A 23334-nucleotide genomic window follows, 5' to 3' on the forward strand; every position below is an offset into this window, starting at 1 on the left:
GTCACGACGGTGCCGCGGCCAGAGATCGAGAACACGTCTTCCACCGGCAGCAGGAAGGCGCCGTCAACGGCACGGTCCGGCTGGGGGATGTAGGTATCCAGGGCGTCAGCCAGGCGCATGATGGCTTGCTCGCCCAGGTCACCCGTGTCGCCTTCCAGCGCCAGCTTGGCCGAACCCTTGATGATGGGGGTGTCGTCGCCGGGGAAGTCGTACTTGGACAGGAGCTCGCGCACTTCCATTTCGACCAGCTCGAGCAGCTCGGCGTCGTCGACCATGTCGCACTTGTTCAGGAAGACGATGATGTACTTCACGCCGACCTGGCGAGCCAGCAGGATGTGCTCACGCGTCTGGGGCATCGGGCCGTCAGCGGCCGAGCACACCAGGATGGCGCCGTCCATCTGGGCGGCACCGGTGATCATGTTCTTGACGTAGTCGGCGTGGCCGGGGCAGTCAACGTGGGCGTAGTGGCGGTTGGCCGTCTCGTACTCGACGTGGGCGGTGTTGATCGTGATGCCGCGGGCCTTTTCTTCGGGCGCTGCGTCGATCTGGTCATAGGCCTTGGCCTCGCCGCCGAACTTCTTGGACAGCACGGTCGCGATTGCCGCGGTCAGCGTGGTCTTGCCGTGGTCAACGTGACCAATCGTGCCCACGTTCACGTGCGGCTTGGTCCGTTCAAACTTGCCTTTTGCCATCTTGCGCTCCTGAGGCGAACCCGTTGAGACGAGTAGAAGAAAAAGAGAAATTGGTGGTGCCCATGACGCGGATCGAACGCGTGACCTCTCCCTTACCAAGGGAGTGCTCTACCACTGAGCCACATGGGCATCGGCACGGGTTTGACGCCAAGGAACTGGCCGGCAAACCGGTGTCGACGCTTGCCGACCAAGCCGCTCGCTGATGGAGCGGGAAACGGGAATCGAACCCGTGTCATTAGCTTGGAAGGCTAAGGTTCTACCATTGAACTACTCCCGCCCTGGGAGCTCTTGACCTCTGCCTGCGCAAGCGCAGTCTTTGGTGGAGGAGGCTGGATTCGAACCAGCGTACGCTATGCGGGCAGATTTACAGTCTGCTGCCTTTAACCACTCGGCCACCCCTCCTGAGGCAAGCCCGCAACTATAGCACAGGGCAAAGGGTACGCAACAGACCCTCACGAAGAAGAACAAAAAGAAGGAGGCCGGACGCCGGCAGCACCGGGGAGCGCGCAGCGGACTCTTCGCGCGGCCACTGCACACGCCGGAGCTCAGACCGTCGCAGCCCTCCAGCGCCGCCGAAGGCGAGGATTGGCACGCGAAAGGCAATCCCCAGCAGCTGCCGATCAGCCGAATCGGGCATGCAACCAATTCAGAACCAGATTCAGGCCACTCAGCTACCAGACCCGGAGGGCATCCCAAGCCATCCGGCGCCCGACGCGAGCGGTTCGTCGCCGACGCGCAACAGTTCGCAACACCAAAAGATACCAATCAAATACCAATAAATGCGCAAAAACGACAGCTCCCGAGAGGAGCGCGCCCCATGAATAGAGGGTCGCGGCGCACCACTCGGGAAACCCCTCACAAAAAATTGGTAGCAAAGTGGCGTTATCACTCGTTACAGTGGCATGGCACTGGTTGGACGCGCTTTTGAGGGCAAACAAGGCGCCAACCGGACCGAAGGTGGTATGCAACCTACCCGAAGCAGTCACCGCCGCCCCAATTCATTGGCCACAACGAGGAACAGTACATGAAGGTCAAGCAGACCCCCATCTCGCAGGCGGTGTTCATCGCTCTGCTCGGCGCCAGCGGCGCCACCGTCCTGGCGCAGCAGGCACCCACCCCCCAGCAACTCGACACCGTCACCGTCACCGGCATCCGCGCGTCGCAGGAGAAGTCGCTGGCCGTCAAGCGCAACGCCGACACCCACATCGACGTCATCTCTGCTGAAGACATCGGCAAGATGCCCGACAAGAACGTGGCCGACTCGCTGGCCCGCATCCCCGGCGTCACCATCCTGAACAGCCCTTCGGGCGGTTCGGGCGGCTTCGACGAGCGCGACCGTGTCGGCCTGCGCGGCACCAACCCCAGCCTGACGCAGACCCTGCTGGATGGCCACTCGGTCGCCAACGGCGACTGGTTCGTGCTGGATCAGACCGGTGCAGGCGTTGGCCGCAGCGTCAGCTTCTCGCTGCTGCCGTCCGAACTGGTGAGCCGCGTCGAGGTTCACAAGAATGCCCAGGCGTCCGACATCGAAGGCGGCACGGCCGGCTCGGTGAACATCATCACCCGCAAGCCGCTGGACTTCGCCAAGGGGCTGACCTTCGAAGCCGGCATCGGCGCCGTCTATGCCAGCCTGCCCAAGAAGACCGATCCGCAGGTCAGCGCCCTGCTGGCATGGAAGAACGAGTCCAAGAACTTCGGTCTGCTGGTGCAGGTCTTCGACGAGAAGCGCAGCCTGCGCCGCGATGGCGTCGAAACCTTCGCACATGACGGCGCCAACTCGCTGACGCCCATCACAGCCGCCACCAACCCCGCGGCCGTTGCCGCTGGCATCCCTGTCGGCACGCTCTTCCCCAACCTGATGGGCTCGGCCCTGTTCACCCAGGAACGCGAGCGCAAGGGTGGTGTCGTCAGCGCACAGATCAAGCCCAACAACGACATCGACGTGACCCTGACCGGCTTCACGTCCAAGATGGATGCGGACAACTACAACCGCAACTACATGTTGTCCAACCAGTGGGCACTGAGCCGCAGCCCCAACATCACCAACTTCTCGATCGACCCCTCGACGCATATCCTGACGTCGGCCAACTACACCTTCGCGACCCCCACGATCTTCGGTGTCTATGACCTGATCTCGCGCAAGGCCTCCGCCGAAACCAACTTCCTCAACCTGGAAGGTTCGCTGCGGGTCAGCGATGCGCTCAAGCTGTCGGGCAACGTGGGCACGTCTCGCGGCAAGGGCAAGACCATCAGCCAGGACGTGTACGAAGGCGACATCACGGCCTCGAGCGGCGGCTTCCAGCTCAACGGCAGCGGCACGGCGCCCTCGTTCAACATCGGCAACGCGAACGGTGCGGCACTCAAGCCGTCGGGCACCGACTGGATCTTCGGCGACCAGAACGTCGTCGTGCAGGACAAGGACACCTGGGCGCAAGTGGACGCCGAATACACGCTGGACGCGGGCATGCTGCGCAGCCTGAAGTTCGGCCTGCGCGGCTCCAAGCACGATCGCTACACCGATGGTCCGATCGTGAACCAGGGCCCGAACTGGGGCACCGACCCCTTCGCCAATCCCCTGCCCGCTTCCGCCTACACCGAGACCTACCCCGGCAACTTCGGCAGCGGCCTGGGTAGCGGCTTCCCGACGGGCATCAGCTACCCGACGGCGGACGCCCTCGCGGCCTACAACGCGAAATACGCCAACCGCGATATCTCGCGCCGCATGGTGACCCACGAATATGCCGTGAAGGAGAAGACCACGGCCGGCTATGTGCAGGGCAACCTGGAAGGCGAAGGCTGGAGCGGCAACGTGGGCCTGCGCCTGGTGCGCACCAAGTCCAGCACGCTGATCTGGGTGCCGACCAGCAACACCGCGCTGCCGGGCTATGTCCCGTCCGCCTTCGCGGCCGTGGGCCCGAACTGGACCGACCCCTCGGGCTACTACCAGACCTACCATGACCGCAGCTACACGGACGCCCTGCCCAGCGCCAGCGTCCGCATCGATGTGACGCCGAAGGTCGTGGCCCGTCTGTCGGTGTCGCGCACGGTGACCCGCCCCGACTACACGGCCCTGTCGGCAGCCCAGCTGCTGGGCAGCTACTCCGATCCGACCGGCAAGGCCGTGGGCTCCGGCACCAGCGGCAACCCCGACCTCGACCCGATCCGCTCGACCAACTTCGACGCGAACATCGAGTGGTACTTCGCGCCACGTGCCTTCGTGTCGATGGGCGCGTTCCACATGAACATCGGCAGCTACATCATTGATGGCGTCCAGCGCGTCACGGCCTCGACGGACGTCACGCCCAATGGTGGCCAGCAGGGCTCTCCGACCAACCAGCGCGTCACGGCACCGTTTGATCTGACGACCCAGATCAACAAGAAGGCCAGCGTCACGGGCCTGGAGTTCGCCTTCGAGACGCCGGTGCTCAACAACTTCGGCATTGGTGCGAACTACACCTACGCCGATGCGCACGACGACTCCGGCCATGTGCTGCGCGGCGCGGTCAAGCACTCCGCGAACGTGAACGGCTTCTTCGAGAATGACCAGTTCTCGGCCCGCCTGACCTACGGGTACAACTCGGACAACTTCCTGGGTCGTGACCGTGGCACCGACTACTTCCAACGCGGTGTCGGCGTGCTGTCCGCCTCGCTGGGCTACAAGCTCAACCAGAACTTCGCCGTCAGCCTGGATGCGCAGAACCTGAACGACCCGATCCTGAAGTACTACGGCGATTTCAAGTCGGAACCGCGCGCCATCTACAAGAACGGCCGCCAGTTCTACCTGACCGCCCGCATCAAGTACTGACGCGCCCCTCGCCTGGTCTCGCTCGCTGAACGCGGCGAGACCAGTCGGTCCCCCGCGGGGACGGCGATGCTCACGGCGTTGAGCCGTAAGCGCATCGCCAGGCGGGCCGGCTTGGGAGCGGGCCGGCGCTCGGCCCGAAATACGGAGCCCGACCACCCAACGAAGGGGAACGTGTGGAACACGTTCCCCTTTTCTGTTTTGATCTGCCCCATGAGCGAAACCGCCACCGTCTTCAACCAGCATGTCGCCGCTCGCCCCGCCGGCGGCGCCACCAACGCGCCGCCGCCGGTGCAGCATGTCTGCGTCGTGGGCGGCGGCACGGCAGGCTGGATGACGGCCTTGATGCTCGCTACGTCGGCCTATGGCCCGCGATTGAAGGTGACGGTGCTGGAGTCACCCCAGGTGGGCATCATCGGTGTCGGTGAAGGCTCGACGCCCTGGCTGCGCGGCTTCTTCGATGGCCTGGGCATCGAAGAGTCGGAATGGATGCCGGCCTGCAACGCCACCTACAAGAGCGGCATCACCTTCCAGAACTGGTCCACCAAGCCGGGCTTCGAGCGCTACTTCCACCCCTTCGCGTCGATGCTGGACAACATGACCATGCATCAGTTCGTGGACAACGTGCACGCGCGGCTGGATGGCGCCGACGTCTACGCGCACCCTGATCGCTTCTTTGTCGCCGCCGCGCTGGCGCGCGAAGGCCGCGGCCCGCGCCCGCAGCACAGCTTCCCCTTCGACCTCTGGTACGGGTATCACTTCGACGCCACCTTGCTCGGGCAGTTCCTGGGCCGCCAGGCCGTGACACGAGGCGTGCGGCATCTGGAACGCCATGTCACACAGGTGCTGCTCAAGGAGAACGGCGACATCGACCGCCTGCAGCTTGACAACGGCGAGTCACTCGCCGCCGATTTCTTCGTCGACTGCACCGGCTTCGCGTCGTTGCTGATCGGCAAGGCGCTGGGAACGCCTTTCATTCCGTACGCGGAGAACCTCTTCAACGACTCGGCAATAGCGATGCCGACGCCGCTGGAGGGCGCCATCGAGTCGCAAACCACCTCGACCGCGCTGCGCCATGGCTGGGCCTGGAAGATCCCGCTGATCAACCGCCGCGGCAACGGCTACGTCTACAGCAGCGACCACTGCTCGGCGGACGAGGCCGAGACCGAGCTGCGCAAGCACCTGGGCCTGCTGGACGCCGATGTCCCGGCGCGGCATCTGAAGATGCGCGTGGGCCGCATGGCCAAGCAATGGAATCGCAACTGCGTGGCCGTGGGCCTGTCGCAGGGCTTCATCGAGCCGCTGGAAGCCACCGCCCTGCTGTTCGTGCAGCGCACGGCGGCCGCCCTGGTGGAGGCCTTGGAGCTGGGCGACCTGGGCCCGGCCGCGCAGGAGCGCTTCAACGAGGGCATGCGCGTGCGCTTCGAGAACACGCGCGACTACATCGTGGCCCACTACAAGACCAACTCGCGCACCGACACCGATTACTGGCGCGCCAACGCCGAGAACATGCACCTGTCGGAATCGCTGCAGGGCGTGCTGATGACGTGGATGTCGCGCAAGCCGCTGGCCGCCGGCCTGAAGGCGGGCCGCTTCGGCCAGGGCTATCCCATCGTTTCCTGGTACGCGCTGCTGGCGGGCATGGGCATCTTTCCGGACGCCGAAGATCTGCAGCCCCCCACTGCACACCAGGCGCGCCACCGGCTGGATGCCGTGGACGACTTCGTCGCCCGCAGCGCGATGAACTTTCCCGACCACCGCGAGCTGCTCGCCAACATCCCGCCACGCGTGGGTGACAAGACGCTGCAGCTCTACCTCTGGTAGCCGACGTCAGGGCCTGATCCGGCTCAGCAGGTCTGCACGGATCGCGGCGTCCTGCGCCGCGTCCAGTTCGCCGAACAGATGCCGCTGACCTTCGGGAATATGGGCGAGTTCCTCACCCTGGGCACCGAACACATAGTGCGCGAACAGCGCGCGCCACCCCTCACGCTCTGCGTCGGGCAAGTGCCGGAACGCCAGCATGGCCATCCGCATGGCGGCGAGGTGCAGGTCATCGGGCCGCTGCGGTGCCGCCTCGGGTCGCCACCAGTAGTTCACCAGGATGTTCAGATGCGGAGCCAGCGCCTCGACCTGATGGAACCACAGCGGCGGCATGTAGATCGCGTCGCCGGCCTCCAGTTCGGCTACCAGGGCGCGCTCGAGCGCCTCGCCCAGCAGCGGGAATCTCGCCGGGTCGGCCCGGTGCAGATCGGGCACGACCGACATCGGCGCCGGCGTCGGCGCGTAATCCGGCGGGCCGAGATAGAGCAGCGGCGCGCATTGCGGCGGCAGCAGCGTGAAGCGCCGCCGCCCGGCGGCCACGCAGGCGATGTTGTGGGAGTCGTCGAAATGCGCCGGCACGGTGGCGCGGTTGCCGATCCAGATGCGCGGCGCAATTGCCGCATCCAGCAGCGGCAGCACATTGGCCCGCTCCAGGCCGGGCAGCGCCTCCGACACCAGCGCGCTCTGCGCCGCCAGGGCCGGCGGTTCGGGGAAATGGCTGTAGCGCCAGAGCTGCTCGAACAGCGCGGCATAGGGCCGCTTGTCGAGCGTGAAGTTGAAGCCGTCCAGGCCCGGCTTGTAGGCGAAGGCCCGCGTGGGTTCGGGCCGGGCCAGCACAGCGTCTACCGTCTCGCCTTTGTCGAAGCCCATCAGGTATTGCAGGCAGGGCTCCAGGCCCGCCCGGCCCTGGGCCACCAGCGGCCAGTGTTTCACCACGCCGCGCATCACCACCGGCTCATAGGCGGTCAGCACCGCGCGCTCGAAGCGCTCACGCGTGATGCCGTCGAGTTCCTTCATGGGCTGCATGGGCATCCGTTCAACGTCGCCGGGCCAGCATGCCGCGCCAAGCCTCGGGAATATGGCCGCCAGGCTCCTGCTCCCGCTGCACCACGTAGTGCTCGAACATGGCCGCCCAGGCATCGCGCTGGGCGGGCGGCAAGGCGTTCAACACACTGATGGCCTGCATGAAAGTGGCCGCGGGGCTGGGCAGATCCTGCGCGTACCTCACGGGCCACCAGTAGTTGACCAGCAGGTTGACCTTCTCCAGCGCCTGGACCTGATGGAACCACAGCGGCGGGATGTAGAGGGCGTCGCCCGGCTCCAGCTCGGCCACCCGGGCCGACGCCAGCGCTTCGCGGTAGCGCGGGTAGCGCTCGAAGTCCGGCGACTGGGGATGCACGACCGAGATGGGCGCGCCCGAAGGCGTGTGCTCCAGCGGGCCGATGTAGAGGTTGCCGACCTGCGCCGGCGCGAACAGCGTGAAGCGCCGCCGCCCCGCCACCACGCAGGCGAGGTTGTAGGGGTGGTCGTGATGGACCGGCACCGTCAGCGCATTGCCCAGCCAGAAGTTGGGCACGACGCCCGGCAAGGCTCGCAGCGTGTTCTCGTCCAGGAAGCCGGGGAGGACCTCGCTGACCTTGGCACATTGCGCAGCGATCGCCGGTGCGTCATCGACCCGCAGATAGGCCGCCAGATGGGAGACAAACTCCGGCAGCCCCATGCGCGCCTTGACGAAAGCGAAATCGGTCAGGTCGTCGTTGTAGCCCATGACGCCACGCGCTGCCGCGCGCGTCTTGGTGGCAATGATCTCGACACCCCGGTCGAAGCGGCCCAGGTAGTCGCAGATGGCCAGCGCACTTTCCCGCCCGGCGCGTACGGCCGCCCAATCGCGCACCAGACCCTTCAGCAATACCGGCTCGGCGCACTGCTCCAGGCGGTCCTTGAGTTGCGGCTCGTCGGTCGCCGACCAGCTTTGCACCGGCTTCATGTCGCTAGGTTATGGCCGCGCAGCGAAGCGTGGCATTGCGTTCAGGGAATGGCGATTGTCCCGGCTCCCGGGCCTGACCCCGCCTCCGGCAAACCCTGCATCACAGCAAGTCCAGCTGCATACCAGTGCGAAATCTCGATTCGAAGTCGGCTTGGCATGCAAGTCCTTCGTCTCCGTTGCGCAACAAGATGTCAGGCACCAGTCACATACCAGTCACTCTGGCCGCCATGCGCCACCAACAGGCGGCGGCGCCTGGTTTCATAGAGGGTGACCTAAGCCACCCGGGAAACTACCCGGATTAAAGTGGTAGCAAAGTGGCGTTATCAATCGATATAGTGGCCTTGCACTGGTTGCACGCATTCTCGAACCAGACAGGCGGCAACCGGACTCAAGGTGGTATGCACGGCCCCAGGCAGCCACCCGCCCATACGAACCAACGGCCACTACGAGGATCAGTTCATGAAGGTCAAACCGACCCCCATCGCGGCAGCCACCGCTCTGACATTGCTCAGCATGTCGCTCGCCGCCCAGGCGCAAGAAGCAGCGGCTCCGGCGCCGGCCCAGCTCGAGCAGGTGGTCGTCACCGGCATCCGCGCCTCGCTGCAGACCGCCGCCACGATCAAGAAGAACGCCAGTGCCGTCGTCGATGCCGTGTCAGCCGAAGACGTGGGCAAGCTGCCCGACTCCGACGTCGGCCAAGCCCTGGGCCGCATCCCCGGCGTGTCCGTCGGCCGTGCCTTCGGCCAGGGCGCCTCGGTCTCCATCCGCGGTTCCGACCCGCAGATGACCTACACGACGCTGAACGGCCAGACCGTCGCGTCCACCGGCTGGTACGACCAGCTCGACATTGACCGCTCCTTCAACTACTCCCTGCTGCCTTCCGAACTCATCGGCGGCATGGAGGTCTACAAGTCCCAGCAGGCCGACCTGACCGAAGGCGGCATCGGCGGCACCGTCATCGTCAAGACGCGCAAGCCCCTGGACATGCCCGCCAACAGCGGCTTCGTCAGCGTCAAGTACGGCAAGGGCACCATCAGCGACGCCGAGAAGGACGTCTCGGGCCTGTACAGCTGGAAGAACGAGGCCAAGACCTTCGGCGTGCTGGCCGCTGCGGCCCATTCCGACGGCGCCTACATCCGCCGCGGCATCGAGGCCGACAACCGCTGGTCCGCCGACGTGGCGCCCACCGCCTTCGTGCAGGACCGCAAGCGCGACGCCGTCAACCTGACCCTGCAAGCCAAGCCGGCCCAGGGCCTGGACCTCGGCCTGAACTATCTCAAGCTCAAGCTTGTCGGCGACAACAGCAACAGCAGCGACTACATCTTCCAGGATCCGAACTGCGACAAGCGCAACACCGATGTGAAGTCGGCCTGGAATCCCACCGGCATGTGCGTGCACAGCACGACGACGGCGGCCAAGCCGCTTGATACGCAGTTCTTCCAGGTCTGGGCCCGCCAGGCGCAGATGACGTCTGACAGCCTGACCTTCGACGGCCACTACCGCATCGACGGCGCCAAGTTCGACCTGGTCGCCGGTGCCACCAAGGCCAAGGGCGGCACCTCGCTGACGGCCAATTTCCAGAGCGGCAACTGGGACGCCGGCTTCGCCCTGCCCCAATGGCAAGGCACGATCGACGCCACCGGCCACCAGATCGCCGTCAACCCGACGACCAACCAGTCTTTCGGCGTCTCCCAGCTGCCCTCGGCCCTGGGGCCGCAGACCTGGGCCACGTCGCAGGGCCCGAACAAGGACCAGGAGAAATACGCCCAGTTCGACGCCACCTTCGACCTGAACTGGGGCGCCATCAACACCTTCAAGACCGGTGTGCGCTTTGCCGACCACACCTTCGAGAAGCGCGCCTACCGCCCGATCTGGGCCGCCACCATTGCCACCACACCCACCACCGCGCTGTTCGACGGCACCGTGGACTTGGCCAAGGGCTGGACCATCCCGCGCCCCAACATCTCCGCCATGGTCAATGGCACGCTGAAGAACATCAATGGCTGGAACGAGGACCGCTCCGCCTTCAGCGAGCTCAACGAGAAGAACCGGGCCCTGTACGGCATGTTCGACTTCGAGGCCGGCAATCTGCGCGGCAACTTCGGCCTGCGCTACATCTCCACCGATGTGAAGAGCACCGGCTACAAGTTCGACGGCACGCCGCTGGCCGCTGGCGACTACGAGGGCAACGAGAACTGGGGCAAGACCTACGACGTCAAGAAGTCCAGGTACAACGACGTGCTGCCCAGCTTCAACCTGGCCTTCGACCTGAGCAAGGACCTGGTGCTGCGCGCCGCAGCCTCGCAGGCCATCACCCGCCCGAACTTCGCCAACATGTTCGGCGTGACGGTGTCCGGCTACAACGACGACCGCGTCGGCAACGAGACCTGGACGGTCGGCAGCGTCGAACTCAAGCCGATGAAGTCCAGCCAGGTTGACCTGAGCCTGGAGTACTACTACGGCAAGGGCAATGTGCTGTCGGCGACTTTCTTCAACAAGGACATCTCGAACTTCATCACGGCCAATGTGCTGCTGAACCAGAAGATCGGCCTGGTCGATCCGAAGTCGGGCGTGGACAACTGGACGGTGCAGAACTTCGTCAACGCCGGGGGCGGCCGCCTGCGCGGCATCGAGCTGCAGGCCAACCACGGCTTCGGCAGTGGCCTGGGCGTGGTCGCCAACTACACCTTCACCGAAGGCACGGCACCCAAGGAGAGCTTCGCCGACCAGCTGGGCCTGTTCACCCAGTCGTCCAAGCACAACGTCAACCTGGTGGGCTACTACGAGACGTCGGCCTACTACGGCCGCCTGGCCTACAACTGGCGCTCCAAGTACATCATCCGCGAGAACGCCTACTGGTATGGCAACCGCATGCATGCCAACACCGGCACGCTGGACGCGAGCTTCGGTTGGAACATCAACAAGTGGCTGAAGCTCGGCTTCGACGCGGTGAATCTGACCAAGCAGGACGACGTGCAGTACGGCGTCATGTCGCCCAGCCTGCCGGCCGATGCCCTGCACAAGGACCCGCTGAAGGCCGGCTATCCCGCCTGGTCCTTCAGTGGCGAGACGACCTACAAGATCGGCCTGACCGCCAAGTTCTGATCCACGACCTCTTGTCTCCTTTCCAGCCCGGCACCTGCCGGGCTTTTTTTTGGGCGCAACAAAGCAAAACGCGCGGCCGCGCCGCGCGTTAAACAAGGCTTTGCCTGCCTAGAAGTCGTAGAAGGAATTCAGCGTCAGCCGCCCGGAACGCGGGTCGGCATCGATGCTGATGCGCGGATTGACGACGGCCGAGTGCAGCAGGCTGCCGCGGTAGACGACGAGGCGGTTGAAGCGGGCCGGCATCATGCCCAGGAACTCGAAATGCTCGTCCGAGTCGTCGAAGTAGCGCTGGGCCGGTGGGCGGGCATTCAGTTCGTCGTAGTAGACGTCCAGGAAGTGATCGCAATTCTCGGCCGTCACCTGCTGCAGCCCCGTCGCCTTGTGGCGGTAGAAGGCCGTGCCGCCATGGGCCTCGTTGCACAGATAGAGCAGCACCGCCATGTGGTGGGGCGTGCTGGCATCGAAATGCGGTGTGCGCTGCAAAGGCCCCAGCTCGACGGGCGGCAGGGTCGTCAGCGAGAAGGCGCATTCAGCCTTGCGCAGGGCCAGAGCCTCGGGCACGCCGAAGTTCTGGCGGATCAGCGGCTCCATCAGCGCCGTCAGATGGGCCGAATAGTCGGCCGGCGCGATGGCGCGGATGCCCGGATAGCCCTTGCGATCGGCCACGCCGGGATACGGCATGAAGCTGCTGCGGCTGGCGATCTCGACCAGGGCCTGGGGGTCTTCGAGGAAGTTGTCGATGAAGACCACTTGATGCTCGCCGATCTGCACGGACTGGATGTCCGGCGGCATGCGAATGGCAAAGGCCTCGCCGCTCATGGCCGTTGATAGGCGGCGCGCAGGCCCGTCAACCAGTCGCGATGACTGGGCAGGTTGCGGATGGCCTGCTCCGCCGCGCGGGTCACATGCTCGAACTGCTCCAGGCACTCGCGCCGCTCGAAGTCCGAGATGGGCATGGGCCGCGTCGCGAAACGCATGCCGTAGAGCACATAGAGGTGGTTGTCGACGTCGAAGAGGTCGAAGCGGCTGGTGAAGTCGTTCTTTTGCGGATGCCGCACGGCCCACCTGGCCAGGCGCTCGCGCAGCGTCTCGGAGAGGTGGTCGCTGCGGCGGTTCTCCAGCCAGAAGGACGAGTCGCTGCGGTCCGACAGGTGGTAGTGCAGCTGCACGAAGTCGATGACCCGCTCCCAGGTGGTGGTCACGGCCTCGTTGTAGCCGCGGCGCAGGGCCTGGGCGTCTTCGCCGAAGCGCGGGAAGTTGCGCGACAGCAGGTTGGCGGAGAAGTCCGTCACCAGGATGGACGTCGCCTCCAGCGGCTCGACAAAGCCTTGCGCCAGGCCGAGAGACACGCAGTTCTGGAACCAGAACTGCTGGCGATAGCCGATGCGCATGGGGATCTTGCGCGGCGACAGCGAGTCGGGGTTGACGCCGAGATAGCGCGCATAGCACTCGAGGGCGCGCGACTCGCTCATATGGGCGCTGGCATAGACAAAGCCCGTGCCGCGCCGATGCGTGACGGGGATGTCCCAGATCCAGCCGGCCTCGTGCGCCAGTGCCAGCGTGTAGGGCGGGATCTCGTCGGCCGGGTTGGTCGGCACCTGCTGCACCAGGGCCGTGTCGGCCAGCAGCTGGTGCGACTTGTCGACGAAGGGCACGTTCAGGACCTGATGGGCCAGCAGCGAGGAAAAGCCGCTGCAGTCGATATAGAAGTCGAAGGGCACGACCTCGCCCGAGGCCATGCGCAGCGCCGTGATGGCGCCATCCTCGCCACGCTCGGCATCGACGACGGTCGCGACGAGGTATTGCACGCGGAAGCGCTTCCTGGCGTTCTCGGCCAGCAGGGCCGCGAACTTGTGGGCGTTGACGTGATAGGCGTATTCGACCTCGCCGACATAGGGCGGTGACGAGATCTGCTTGGGGCTGCGGCCCGCCTCGGCGACGCGGGCGCTGATGGACACATCCGCGAAGTTGCGCAGCGGCTGCTCCAGCCAGGTCGGTGTGATGTCCAGGCCGTCGGGAAAGGGCGAGGCAAAGGGGTGGTAGTAGAAATGGTCCTTGCCGTGCTTGGCCGCATCCAGCCAGCCCTGGAACTTGATGCCGTTCTTGAAGGTGGTGTCGCAGGCGACGAGCAGATCGGCCTCGGAGATGCCGAACTTGCGCAGCGAGGTCTTCAGGGCCGGTACCGTCCCCTCGCCGACGCCGATGATGGGCACGTCGGCGGACTCGATGACGGTGATCACGACCTCGGTGTCGGCGCAGAGTTCGTAGCCGAGGTGGTTGGCCGCCAGCCAACCCGCCGTACCGCCGCCGATGATCGCGATGCGTCGCGTCTTCATCGTCAGATCTTCCAGTAGAGGCGCCGTTTGTCCAGGGCCCAGACGATCAGCGCCCAGACAGCGACGAAGGCCAGGGCGAAGGTCAGCGACTGGCCCTGCGGCCCGATCAGCGGCCCCAGCGGGCCGAATACCGTGCGGTACAGAGGCTCCATCCAGCCGGTGGCCACCAGCAGCACGGTGCACATCCAGGCCCCGGCATAGGCGCCAATGGCGTTCAGGCCAAAGGCGCGGCCTATGGCGCGATGGCCGAGGCGGTCGACCCACTGATGCGCCGCGGCCAGCGCCACCGTGGCCAGGCCGCCGGTCCACAGCACGAAGGACGGCGTCCACAGCTGCTTGTTCCAGGGCAGCCAGCGCGACCACCACCAGCCCACCAGGGCCGCCGCGATGCCGGTCAGCAAGAGGCCGCGCGTCTGCTCGCGCCTCAGCAGGCCGCCGCAGAGCAGGCCCAGAACGGTGGTGGCCAGAGCGCCCAGCGTGGACAGCAGGCCCTCGGGGTCGAAGGCGATGCCGGTTGCGCCATTCCATTCATAGGCCCAGCGGCCCAGCACCAGGGTGTCCAGGCGCTGGTTCAGGCTGCCGGCCTTGTCCAGCGTCGGGCTGCCGAACTGCAGCAGCGCGCCATAGCCGATCAGCAGGGCCAGCAACAGCGTCCACTGCCCACGCGCACGCAGATGGATGGCCGCCGCACCGGCGAAAGCGAAGCAGATGCCGATGCGCTGCAGCACGCCCAGCATCCGGAACTCGGGCTTGTGCATCAGCCACCAGGCCAGCCCATGCAGCACCAGGCCCAGGCCGAAGATGCGCAGGCCGCGCAGCACGACGGCATTGCGCAGCGGCCCGGGCGCGGCGCCGGCATCCACGCGCGGCCCCAGGGCCAGGGCGGCGGAGACGCCGACGATGAAGAGGAAGAAGGGAAAGATCAGGTCGGTCGGCGTGCAGCCATGCCAGTCCGCATGCTCCAGCGGCCAGTAGACCGCGCCCCAGTCGCCCGGGTTGTTGACCAGCAGCATGGCCGCGACGGCCAGGCCGCGCAGCGCGTCCACCGACGCGATGCGCCGTGTCATGGCTGCATCGCGCCCAGGATCTCGCCGTTGTCCTGGCTCAGCTCCCAGGCGAACACGCCGGCCAAGCCCTGCTTCTTGGCAAAGGCCACCTTGGCGCGCACGGCGCGCGGATCGTCATAGCCGACGAAGCGGCCACCCCCCACCATGGCCCAGGACTGGGTGCGCTTGTCGAAATGGGCCTTCATGCCGGTCAGCGAGTCGATGTCCTTGAAGGCCACCGAACCGTCCTCGTTGGGCCAGGGCTTTGCATAGCTGCCATCGGCCTTGACGCCGTCAAAGCCGCGGCCATACATGGCAACGCCCGCCACCAGCTTGGCCGCTGGCACGCCTTCGCGCTTCAGATTGGCGACCGAAGCTTCCAGGCTTCTGTCGTCGCCGGGCCTGGCGCTGCGCAGCGCGGCGTGGTTGGCCGCCTTCTTCGTCCAGGGACCGGCGAAGTCGTAGGTCATCATGAAGACCAGGTCCAGGGACGCCGCCGCACGCCCCATGGCCATGCGAGCGAGCTGCTCTTTGGTCGTCGCAATCGCGGTGGTCAGCGCATAGCGCTTGCCAGCCTCGCGACCCAGTGCGTCCAGGCCCGCACGCAGGTCCTGCATCAGCAGCACATAGTTCTCAGCGTCGGCCGGGCTGCCCAACGCCACACCGTTGACCGCACCGTTGGAGCCGGGATGCTCCCAGTCGATGTCCAGGCCGTCAAAGCCCGGGTGGGCGCGCAGCCAGTCGATGGAGTGCTTCACGAAGGCCTTGCGCCCCTCGGCGGTCGCGGCCAGATGGAAGAAGGGGTCGGACCCGCCCCAGCCCCCGACCGAGGCCAGGACCTGCACCTTGGGGTCGCGCTGCTTCAGGCGCTGGAAGGCGGCGGAGAAGATCTCCTGGTCGGCATGCGACGCAATGCTGAAGGGCGGCTTGTCCTTGCAAGCCTCGGCCTCCTTGGCGCGCTGGCCCTCGCCGCAAATCAGCAAAAAGGCGTAGAGCAGATGCGTGACGCGGCCGGGTTGCAGCTGTTCGACGACGTCGACACCGCGCTCGGCCAGGATGTAGGTGCCGACGACGGGCTTGGTTTGCGCCTGCGCCAGAGAGGCAGCCAGCGCCAGGGTGGCGATCAGGGTCTTCTTCATAGATTGCATTCGCTGGTCAGGCCGACATCGGCCACGGTATCGCGGCGAGCCACGCTCTGCTTGCGCAGTTGCATGGCACGGGCCTGCATGGCGGTGTGGCTCAGCGTCTTGCCGGCCTCGTGCAGCACCCAGTCGACCTCGAACTCGTAGTCACGCGGCGCACCGGGCTTGGCGCCGTCGGCCAGCCAGTGGTTGAAGCTGATCGCCATCGGCTTCGCCGGCACATTGCGGCCGGTGTGCTCGCCGATCAGGCGGCCATTGACAAAGTGGCGGGTGCGCGTGGCTTCGACCTGCACGGTCAGCAGCTGCCAGCCATCGAAGCTGCCCTGCAGGATGGAGGCTTGGTTGAAGGACTCCCAGGGGTCGATGCGCACCGTGTGCCAGCTGACGCCGTAGAGCCGCGTCTGCGGCTCGCCCCAGCCGCCGTGCGGCAGGTATTCGAAGTCGACCTCGCTGAAATCGGGGTCGTAATCGTGCTTCAGCGGACCAGCCAGGAAAAAGCTCTGGATGACGGGGTCACGCGAACCCGGCGTGTCGCGAAAGCGCACCCGCGCCGTCGTCGTGCCGACGAGGAATTTGCGCGGTGCGCAGAGCTGGGCCAGCGTCGTGTTGGCCGGCGTGCCGTCGGTGGACATCTTCAGCCTCAGCAGCCCGCCGCCCAGCGACAGCTGGCTGGTCTTGAAGCTGGCGCCTGGCAGGCCGGGGTGGCCCGTGCCTTCACGCAGCACCCAGCCGCTGTCGCGAAGCGCTTCGAGACTCGGCTGCGAGAAGTCGTCGAAGAACTCGCCACCCGCTGCAAAGGCCGGAGCGGCGGCGAGCAAAAGCAGGGCTGCGCTCTTCATGCAGGCACCGGTTCAGCAGCAACGTCCTTGCGCGGCATCGGCACCCACAGCAGCAGCAGCAGGGCCGGCAGGCCGCAGCCGATGGTCCAGGCGAAAAAGTGCTCATAGCCCATGGCGATCTGGATGTCGCCGCTGATGGACTTGGCGAAGATGAAGCCCAGCTGCATGACGCCGGAACCCAGCGCATAGTGGGCCGTCTGGAAGCGCCCCGGGGCCACGGCCTGCATGATGTAGAGGATCATGCCGACGAAGCCGAAGCCATAGCCGAACATCTCGATGCCCACCGCTGCGGCGATATGCGGCATGTCTGCAGGCAACTGGCTGGCCAAGTAATAGAAGGTCACGTTGGGCACGCTCATGGCCACCAGCAGCAGCGGCATGGCGCGCTTGAGGCTGAGCCTGCTGGTCACCCAGCCGCCCAGCACCGAGCCGACCAGGAAGGAACCTGTGCCGACCCAGCCGTAAACGTCGGCCACTTGGCCGGTTGTCAGGCCCAGGCCACCCTTGTCCCGAGCTTCCAGCAGGAAGAGCGGGCCAATGGTCTGCACCTGGCCTTCAGCAAAGCGGAACATGACGATGAACAGGACCGCTCGCCAGATGCCGGGCTTCTGGAAGAAGTCGACAACAACCTCCTTCAGCATCGCGGCGACACCCGAGGCCGTCAGCTCGCTGTGCTCGGTGGAGAGCGTGCCGGGCAGGAAGCGGGCGTTGTAGGTGGCCAGCAGGGCCACCAGGCCGGCCAGTGCCAGGAAGACGGTGGACCATGCGTTGACCGCACCCATCGTGCCTTCCAGATAGCCTGCAAGTTTCAGGATGACGCCAGTGATGAAAAAGCGCGCACCATTGAAGAAGGCCCCCTGCCAGCCGGCGTAGGCGGCTTGCCGCTTCTCGTCGAGCGACGACATATACAGGCCGTCGCAGGCGATGTCATGCGTGGCTGACGCATAGGCGATCAGGAAGAGCACGATGATGGCCGCGCCAAACCAATGCGGCAGGTGCAGGGCCAGGGCCATCAGGCCGAGGCCCACGGCGCCCACATACTGCGCCGCGACGACGATGAGCTTCTTGCTGCGAGCCAGCTCCAGGAAGGGGCTCCACAGCGGCTTGATGGCCCAGGCCAGGCCCAGCACCGCCGTCCAGCGGGCGATCTGGTCGTTCTCGACGCCCAGGTTCTTGAACATCAGGCCCGCGATGAGCATCACGACAAAGAACTGCATGCCCTGCACGAAGTACAGGGTGGGCACCCACCGCATCGGCGTCTTCTGCTGCTCCATCACTGCAGCCCTTGCGGCGCGCGGCCGGTGGCTTGGACGCGGCCTTCCAGCCAGGCCTTGAGTCCGGCCAGGGCGCCGGGAGCGAAGCCCCAGCTCAGCACCGTCGGGCCGGCCACGTCCAGGGTCTGGTAGGGGTTCCACAGCGACAGGTGCAGGTCGGGCTGCCACTCGGACGCCGCCAGGCCGTAGCGGGCGCGGCGGGTGGATACAAGGACGTTGACGCGGCCGTCCTTGGGCACGGTCTTCCAGTCGAGCTGGGCGATGTCGTCCACCATCTGCACCTGGGCGTCGGAGAAGGCTTCGAACAGGGCCACGGCCTGGCGGCCTGTGGGACCGGCCTCCGACACCATGTCGGTCGGCACATCACCCTGCACGATGACGCGAATGGGGGCGGAAAGCTGAGGCGGCCTGGCGCCGCGCAGCGCGGTCAAGCCGGCGGCCCAGGCCTCGGCCATCAGCGCATGGTCGCTGTCACGCGCGGCGCTGTCGTCCACGGCACGGGCCGGGTAGGTGGCGGCGAGACGGTCCAGGCGGCGGTTGGCCGTCGCGCCCTGCTCGGGCGTCAGCCGCCCGCTCGTGAAGGCGTCACGCAGCGCATTGATGGCGACGAGCTGCTCGGCCTTGGAGCCTTGGGCCAGCACCATGTCGGCACCGGCCTCGATGGCCATGACGGCGGACTTGGCATAGCCGAAGCGCTCGGCCACGGCCTTCATCATCAGCGCGTCGGTGATGACGACGCCGTCGTAGCCCCAGTCCTGGCGCAGGATGCCGCCGATCAGCTGTGGCGACAACGTGGCCGGCCGGTCGGGGTCGATCTGCGGGTAGACGATGTGGGCCGTCATCATGGCCGGGGCCTGCGACGCCAGGGCCTTGAAGGGCGCAAGCTCCAGTGCGTTCAGCTCGGCGCGTGTCTTGTCGACGGTGGGCAGGGCGTGATGGGAATCGACATGGGTGTCGCCATGGCCAGGGAAATGCTTGACGCAGCAGGCCACACCCTCGCGCAGCGAGCCGCGCATCCAGGCCGCAGCCAGGCGGCTGACCTCGACCGGGTCGTTGGAGAAGCTGCGTTCGCCGATGACGGGGTTGGCCGGGTTGTTGTTGACGTCCAGCACCGGCGCGAAATTCCAGTTGATGCCCAGCGACTTCAACCCGCGTGCCACCGCCGCGCCAACCGCTTCCGCGCGGTCGGCATCACCACTGGCGCCCAGGGCCATGGCCGACGGCGGCTGAGGCAGGAAGGTCACGCGCACCACCGCGCCCCCTTCCTGGTCGATGCCGATCAACGCCTCGGGACCAAGCACATCGATGAGGTCGCGCATCAGCGCCTTCACTTCGGCCTCGGTTCCGATGTTCTTGCGGAACAGGCAGACCGAGCGGATCTTCTGCTCGCGCAGGAAGGCGGCCGTGTCGGCGTCGAGTGAGGGGCCGGGAATGTCGACCATCACGAGACGGCCGGGATCAAAGGTGCTCATGATCAATGCGTCTTCGTGACTTTGGCCAGGTTGGGCGGGACGTCAGGGTTGAAGCCGCGCGCGCGCGCCAGGGCCTCGACCATGGGATAGAAGCTCTGCACCAGGGCGATGGGATCGAGATCCTCATTGCCGGTCGTGACCAGGGGCAGTTCGGCGCCCGGCGTACCGAGGGGCGCTGCCAGCAACACGCGGCCGCCGCGCTGGCGCATCTCGTCGGCAATGGCCAGCAGGCCGGCCTGGGCCGGGCCGCGCGGCGCGAACACCAGCAGCGGGTAGCCATCGCGCACCAGGGCCATGGGGCCGTGCTTGACCTCGGCGCCCGAGAAGGCCTCGGCCTGGATGCCGCAGGTCTCCTTGAGCTTGAGCGCCGCTTCCATCGCGACGGCCAGGCCCGTGCCTCGGCCGAGCACGAAGAGGCGGTCTTCTTCCTTCAGCACCGGCAGGGCGGCGCTCCAGTCCAGCTTGGAAGCCTGCTCCAGCGCGATGGGCAGCACATTGAGCGCCGCACGCAGGGCGTCGTCCTGCTGCCAGGCGGCGACGACGCGGGCCCCGGCGACGAGTTGGGCGATGTAGCTCTTGGTCGCGGCGACGCTCTTCTCGGGGCCGGCGTGCAGCTCGAACACATGCTCGGCTGCAGCCGCGAGCGGCGAGCCGCTGGCGTTGACGAAGGCCACGGTGCGCGCGCCGCCCTCGCGGAAGAACTGGGTCGGCGCGATCAGGTCGGGGCTCTGGCCCGACTGCGAGAAGGCCATGGACAGCAGCCCCTCGCAGTGGATGCGGCTCTGGTAGAGGGTGATCAGCGACATCGGCAGCGAAGTGACCAGCCGGCCCAGGCGCGCCATGACGAGATAGGCCAGGTAATGGGCGGCGTGGTCGCTGCTGCCGCGCGCAATGGTCAGCACGCTGGAAGGCGGCTGCTGCTGCAGGGCCTGGCCCAGGCGGTTGTAGCTCAGCGGGTCCGCTGCCAGTTGGCGGGCCACCACGTCCGGCGCACTCAGCGCCTCTTCAAGCATCAACGACGACATCGATCTCTTCACCTTCAACAAACACGCGCCGCAGATTCAGCGCGGCATCCATGACCACCACATCGGCCCAGGCGCCGGCGGCAAGCCGCCCGCGATCGGCCAGGCCCAGGTATTCGGCCGCGGCGGTCGACACGCGCCGCGCGGCATCCATCAGGTCCAGGCCCAGCACCTGCACGAGATTGCGCAGGGCCTGGTCCATGGTCAGGGCGCTGCCGGCCAGCGTGCCGTCGGCCAGGCGCACGCCGCCCAAACACTTTTGAACCGTGTATTCACCGAGGCGGTATTCGCCATCGGGCATGCCGGCCGCGGCCGTCGAGTCGGTGACGCAGAACAGTCCCGGGATGCTGCGCAGCGCGACGCGGATGGCGCCGGGGTGCACATGCATGAGATCGGGGATGAGTTCGGCATGCTCGCCATGGGCGAGGGCCGCGCCGACCATGCCGGGCTCGCGGTGATGCAGGCCCGTCATGGCGTTGAAGAGATGGGTGAAGCCGGCCGCGCCGGCCTGGATAGCGGCCACGCCATCGTCATATCCGCCGCTGCTGTGGCCGATCTGCACGCGGATGCCGGCGTCGCGCAGCGGGCCGATCAGCGCGAGATGGCCTTCCATCTCGGGCGCGATGGTCAGCACCTTGATGGGCGCGAATTCATTGAGGCGCTGCACCTCTTCCAGCGTCGCCGGAATGGCGTGTGCGGGCTGGGCGCCGAGCTTGTCGGGGCTGATGTAGGGCCCTTCGAGATGCACGCCGAGCACGCGCGCCGATTGGCGGCCGCGCTCGCGGCAGACCGGGCCGAGGGCCTTCAGTGCGGCCTCGATCTCGCCGACCGGCGCCGTCATCGTCGTGGCCAGCAGGGCCGTCGTGCCGTGGCGGGCATGGCGACGAGCGATGGTGGCGATGGCGTCGCCGCCTTCCATGGTGTCGCGGCCGCCGCCCCCATGCACATGGGTGTCGATGAAGCCGGGCAGCAGGATGGGCCGGCCGCCCTCGCCGGCACGCGAGACGGCTATGGGCGTGCCGCTGACGGCCGCGATGCGACCATGCTCGATGTCCAGGTGGCCGGTGATCACGCCTTGCGGCGTGACGATGTCGCCTTCGAGTCGCAGTTTCATCAGTCCCTGCGCATCTCGGCCACGAAGTCGTAGTAGTCGCTTCGGCAATAGGAATGCGTCAGCTCGACGGCCTGGCCCGACGACAGATAGCCGACCCGCGTGATGAAGAGCACGGCCGCGCCTAACGGCACCTCCAGCAGACCGGCGAGCTTGGCGTCCGCATTCAGCGCGCGGATGTGCTGCAGGGCGCGCACCGGGGCGCGGTCGCCGAGGTGGGTGTAGAGCGAGGCCTCGACCTTTTGCGGGTCGGGCAGCACGGTCTGCGGCAACACGCTGACCTCATAGGCCATGACGACCGAGTCGGCCAGGCGCAGGCGCTCCAGGCGGGCGACTCGCTCGCCGCTCTTGAGCTCCAGCGACAGCTGCTCGTCCGGCGCCGCCGGCGTGAAGCCGCGCAGCAGCCAGCGCGAGCTGGGCACGAAGCCGCGCTGGTGCAGTTCCTCGGAGAAGCTGGTCAGGCGGGTCAGCGGCTGCTCGAGCTTGGGCGCGATGTAGTTGCCCGAGCCGCGCTTGCGGATGATCAGCCCCTGCTCGACGAGGCGATCGATGGCCTTGCGAGCGGTGACGCGCGACAGCTCAAGCTGCTCGGCCAGCACGCGCTCGGAGGGCAGGGCCTCGTCGGCGTGGAAGACGCCGTCGCGGATGGCCGTGGCCAGACTCTGCGCCAGCTGCATATAAAGAGGCGACGCCGCATTGGGGTCGGGCTTGAAATCAAAGACAGCGCTCATGCGTGGTTCATTTCTTGTTGTTGAATCAACCAGAGCGCGCCGCTGACCGGCTCGCCCTGGGGTTCGACACGGCGTGACTGCAGGGCCGGGCTGAGGCGCGGCGCGAGACGCAGCGCGATGCTGCCGGCCAGGGCCAGCGGCAGGGTGGGATGGACGGCGGCCCCCAGCGCATCCAGGGCGCGGGCGGCATCGGCCAGCAGCGCGCCGGCGGCGGGGTCGTCGCCCTCATGTTCAAAAACCAGCGGCGCCAGGCCGGCATAGCCGCCCTGCCCCGCCTGGGCGCAGAAGCCCAGCATGTCCTCGCGCGTTGCGCCGGTCTGGCGCCAGACGGCCTGCACCAGCGGGCCGGCCGGCACGCGGCTGTCGTAGGCGGCCTGGGCCAGCTTCATGGCCTGCTGGCCCAGCCAGGCGCCACTGCCCTCGTCGCCGATCTGCCAACCCCAGCCCCCGACCATTCGGCGGCTGCCGTCGGGCAGCAGGGCCTCCGCCACCGAACCGGTGCCGGAGATCAGCAGAGCGCCGGGACGGCCGCCATGGGCGCCCAACAGCGCGACCAAGCCATCGGTGACCAGGGAAAAGCGTGCAACGCCGGGATCGGCGGCCACGAAAGAACGCAATTGCGCCGGCACGCCGGTGCCGGAGAGGCCCAGGCCGATAGCGCAATCCCGCAGCGCCAGGCCTTGCACGCCGGCGCGGCTGATAGCGTCGCCAATATGCTTCCAGGCCTGCTCGGTCCCTTGGTTGAGGGCCGAAGCCCCTGCCTCGCCGCGGCCGACGATGCGGCCCTCAGCGTCCGCCACGACGGCCCGTGTGCTGGTACCGCCACCGTCGATGCCGACCCACCAACGCGCGGGCCGGCCGGAATCATGGGAAGTCAGGAGAGTGGGATCGAGAACAGCTGGCATGGTCGACGGGGTTCAGTCGATACCACTCTAATACCAACGACGAGGTGCG

The 23334-nt window shown here is 66.8% G+C and carries 17 protein-coding genes and 3 tRNA genes; 3 read left to right on the forward strand and 17 right to left on the reverse strand.

Features of this window, described 5'->3' with window-relative positions:
- From J2X20_RS29045 to J2X20_RS29060, 4 genes are all read right to left on the reverse strand, one after another.
- On the reverse strand, positions 1-692 hold a 692-nt coding region (locus tag J2X20_RS29045; RefSeq protein ID WP_310273203.1), incomplete at its 3' end, for a GTP-binding protein.
- Between the two features lie 54 nt (positions 693-746).
- A tRNA-Thr gene (locus J2X20_RS29050) sits at positions 747-821 on the reverse strand.
- A 74-nt stretch (positions 822-895) separates the two neighbouring features.
- Positions 896-969 (reverse strand) — tRNA-Gly (locus J2X20_RS29055).
- A gap of 40 nt (positions 970-1009) precedes the next feature.
- Positions 1010-1094 (reverse strand) — tRNA-Tyr (locus J2X20_RS29060).
- A 622-nt stretch (positions 1095-1716) separates the two neighbouring features.
- Between J2X20_RS29060 and J2X20_RS29065 the strand changes: the two genes are divergently transcribed.
- Both J2X20_RS29065 and J2X20_RS29070 read left to right on the forward strand, forming a co-directional pair.
- On the forward strand, positions 1717-4497 hold the full coding sequence (locus J2X20_RS29065) for a TonB-dependent receptor (RefSeq protein ID WP_310273205.1): 2781 nt from the start codon (positions 1717-1719) through the stop codon (positions 4495-4497).
- Between the two features lie 210 nt (positions 4498-4707).
- A complete protein-coding gene (locus J2X20_RS29070; RefSeq protein ID WP_310273207.1) occupies positions 4708-6318 on the forward strand; it encodes a tryptophan halogenase family protein in 1611 nt (536 codons plus the stop codon).
- Positions 6319-6324: 6 nt separating this feature from the next.
- On the opposite strand, the gene J2X20_RS29075 is transcribed toward J2X20_RS29070, so the two are convergent.
- Both J2X20_RS29075 and J2X20_RS29080 read right to left on the reverse strand, forming a co-directional pair.
- Complete coding sequence (locus J2X20_RS29075) at positions 6325-7347, reverse strand: cupin-like domain-containing protein (RefSeq protein ID WP_310273209.1); 1023 nt, start codon at positions 7345-7347, stop codon at positions 6325-6327.
- Between the two features lie 4 nt (positions 7348-7351).
- Entirely contained in the window at positions 7352-8302 is a 951-nt protein-coding gene (locus J2X20_RS29080; RefSeq protein WP_310273211.1) for a cupin-like domain-containing protein, read from the reverse strand.
- 459 nt (positions 8303-8761) lie between these two features.
- Between J2X20_RS29080 and J2X20_RS29085 the strand changes: the two genes are divergently transcribed.
- Positions 8762-11407 (forward strand): TonB-dependent receptor, encoded by a 2646-nt coding sequence (locus J2X20_RS29085; RefSeq protein ID WP_310273213.1) that lies wholly within the window; start codon positions 8762-8764, stop codon positions 11405-11407.
- Between the two features lie 108 nt (positions 11408-11515).
- On the opposite strand, the gene J2X20_RS29090 is transcribed toward J2X20_RS29085, so the two are convergent.
- From J2X20_RS29090 to J2X20_RS29140, 11 genes are read right to left on the reverse strand one after another with little or no spacing between them, the layout of a single operon-like run.
- Positions 11516-12226: a DUF6445 family protein gene (locus tag J2X20_RS29090; protein ID WP_310273214.1), complete on the reverse strand. Its 711-nt coding sequence runs from the start codon at positions 12224-12226 to the stop codon at positions 11516-11518.
- Entirely contained in the window at positions 12223-13743 is a 1521-nt protein-coding gene (locus J2X20_RS29095) for a tryptophan halogenase family protein (protein ID WP_310273217.1), read from the reverse strand. Before J2X20_RS29095 ends, J2X20_RS29090 begins: the two co-directional genes overlap by 4 nt.
- A gap of 2 nt (positions 13744-13745) precedes the next feature.
- Positions 13746-14810 (reverse strand): acyltransferase family protein, encoded by a 1065-nt coding sequence (locus J2X20_RS29100; RefSeq protein ID WP_310273219.1) that lies wholly within the window; start codon positions 14808-14810, stop codon positions 13746-13748.
- The gene (locus tag J2X20_RS29105) at positions 14807-15928 is read right to left on the reverse strand and encodes a glycoside hydrolase family 18 protein (protein ID WP_310273221.1); all 1122 of its coding nucleotides are present in this window, start codon (positions 15926-15928) and stop codon (positions 14807-14809) included. Before J2X20_RS29105 ends, J2X20_RS29100 begins: the two co-directional genes overlap by 4 nt.
- Entirely contained in the window at positions 15925-16770 is an 846-nt protein-coding gene (locus J2X20_RS29110) for a glycoside hydrolase family 16 protein (protein WP_310273223.1), read from the reverse strand. Before J2X20_RS29110 ends, J2X20_RS29105 begins: the two co-directional genes overlap by 4 nt.
- Positions 16767-18044: an MFS transporter gene (locus J2X20_RS29115; RefSeq protein ID WP_310273225.1), complete on the reverse strand. Its 1278-nt coding sequence runs from the start codon at positions 18042-18044 to the stop codon at positions 16767-16769. Before J2X20_RS29115 ends, J2X20_RS29110 begins: the two co-directional genes overlap by 4 nt.
- Positions 18044-19516, reverse strand: a complete 1473-nt coding sequence (gene nagZ / locus J2X20_RS29120; RefSeq protein ID WP_310273227.1) for a beta-N-acetylhexosaminidase — start codon at positions 19514-19516, stop codon at positions 18044-18046. Before nagZ ends, J2X20_RS29115 begins: the two co-directional genes overlap by 1 nt.
- Before the next feature lie 2 nt (positions 19517-19518).
- Positions 19519-20541: an SIS domain-containing protein gene (locus J2X20_RS29125; RefSeq protein ID WP_310273229.1), complete on the reverse strand. Its 1023-nt coding sequence runs from the start codon at positions 20539-20541 to the stop codon at positions 19519-19521.
- Positions 20522-21652 carry an N-acetylglucosamine-6-phosphate deacetylase gene (gene nagA, locus J2X20_RS29130; protein ID WP_310273231.1) on the reverse strand — a complete coding sequence of 377 codons (1131 nt, stop codon included), beginning with the start codon at positions 21650-21652 and terminating at the stop codon, positions 20522-20524. Before nagA ends, J2X20_RS29125 begins: the two co-directional genes overlap by 20 nt.
- Entirely contained in the window at positions 21652-22380 is a 729-nt protein-coding gene (locus J2X20_RS29135) for a GntR family transcriptional regulator (RefSeq protein WP_310273234.1), read from the reverse strand. The genes nagA and J2X20_RS29135 overlap by 1 nt, the downstream gene beginning before the upstream one ends.
- Entirely contained in the window at positions 22377-23285 is a 909-nt protein-coding gene (locus tag J2X20_RS29140) for a glucosamine kinase nucleotide-binding domain-containing protein (RefSeq protein ID WP_310273236.1), read from the reverse strand. The genes J2X20_RS29135 and J2X20_RS29140 overlap by 4 nt, the downstream gene beginning before the upstream one ends.
- Between the last annotated feature and the right edge of the window lie 49 nt (positions 23286-23334).

Origin of the sequence: Roseateles saccharophilus (genome assembly GCF_031458095.1) — a bacterium.
GTDB lineage: Bacteria > Pseudomonadota > Gammaproteobacteria > Burkholderiales > Burkholderiaceae_C > Pelomonas > Pelomonas saccharophila_A.

Excerpts from the sequence above, each read along its gene's own strand:
- J2X20_RS29095 (WP_310273217.1), bottom strand. The coding sequence starts at position 13,743 with ATGAAGACGCGACGCATCGCGATCATCGGCGGCGGTACGGCGGGTTGG.
- J2X20_RS29070 (WP_310273207.1), top strand. The coding sequence starts at position 4,708 with ATGAGCGAAACCGCCACCGTCTTCAACCAGCATGTCGCCGCTCGCCCC.
- J2X20_RS29140 (WP_310273236.1), bottom strand. The coding sequence starts at position 23,285 with ATGCCAGCTGTTCTCGATCCCACTCTCCTGACTTCCCATGATTCCGGC.
- J2X20_RS29100 (WP_310273219.1), bottom strand. The coding sequence starts at position 14,810 with ATGACACGGCGCATCGCGTCGGTGGACGCGCTGCGCGGCCTGGCCGTC.
- J2X20_RS29135 (WP_310273234.1), bottom strand. The coding sequence starts at position 22,380 with ATGAGCGCTGTCTTTGATTTCAAGCCCGACCCCAATGCGGCGTCGCCT.
- J2X20_RS29075 (WP_310273209.1), bottom strand. The coding sequence starts at position 7,347 with ATGCCCATGCAGCCCATGAAGGAACTCGACGGCATCACGCGTGAGCGC.
- J2X20_RS29065 (WP_310273205.1), top strand. The coding sequence starts at position 1,717 with ATGAAGGTCAAGCAGACCCCCATCTCGCAGGCGGTGTTCATCGCTCTG.
- J2X20_RS29105 (WP_310273221.1), bottom strand. The coding sequence starts at position 15,928 with ATGAAGAAGACCCTGATCGCCACCCTGGCGCTGGCTGCCTCTCTGGCG.
- J2X20_RS29085 (WP_310273213.1), top strand. The coding sequence starts at position 8,762 with ATGAAGGTCAAACCGACCCCCATCGCGGCAGCCACCGCTCTGACATTG.
- nagZ (WP_310273227.1), bottom strand. The coding sequence starts at position 19,516 with ATGAGCACCTTTGATCCCGGCCGTCTCGTGATGGTCGACATTCCCGGC.
- J2X20_RS29090 (WP_310273214.1), bottom strand. The coding sequence starts at position 12,226 with ATGAGCGGCGAGGCCTTTGCCATTCGCATGCCGCCGGACATCCAGTCC.
- nagA (WP_310273231.1), bottom strand. The coding sequence starts at position 21,652 with ATGAAACTGCGACTCGAAGGCGACATCGTCACGCCGCAAGGCGTGATC.
- J2X20_RS29125 (WP_310273229.1), bottom strand. The coding sequence starts at position 20,541 with ATGTCGTCGTTGATGCTTGAAGAGGCGCTGAGTGCGCCGGACGTGGTG.
- J2X20_RS29110 (WP_310273223.1), bottom strand. The coding sequence starts at position 16,770 with ATGAAGAGCGCAGCCCTGCTTTTGCTCGCCGCCGCTCCGGCCTTTGCA.
- J2X20_RS29080 (WP_310273211.1), bottom strand. The coding sequence starts at position 8,302 with ATGAAGCCGGTGCAAAGCTGGTCGGCGACCGACGAGCCGCAACTCAAG.
- J2X20_RS29115 (WP_310273225.1), bottom strand. The coding sequence starts at position 18,044 with ATGGAGCAGCAGAAGACGCCGATGCGGTGGGTGCCCACCCTGTACTTC.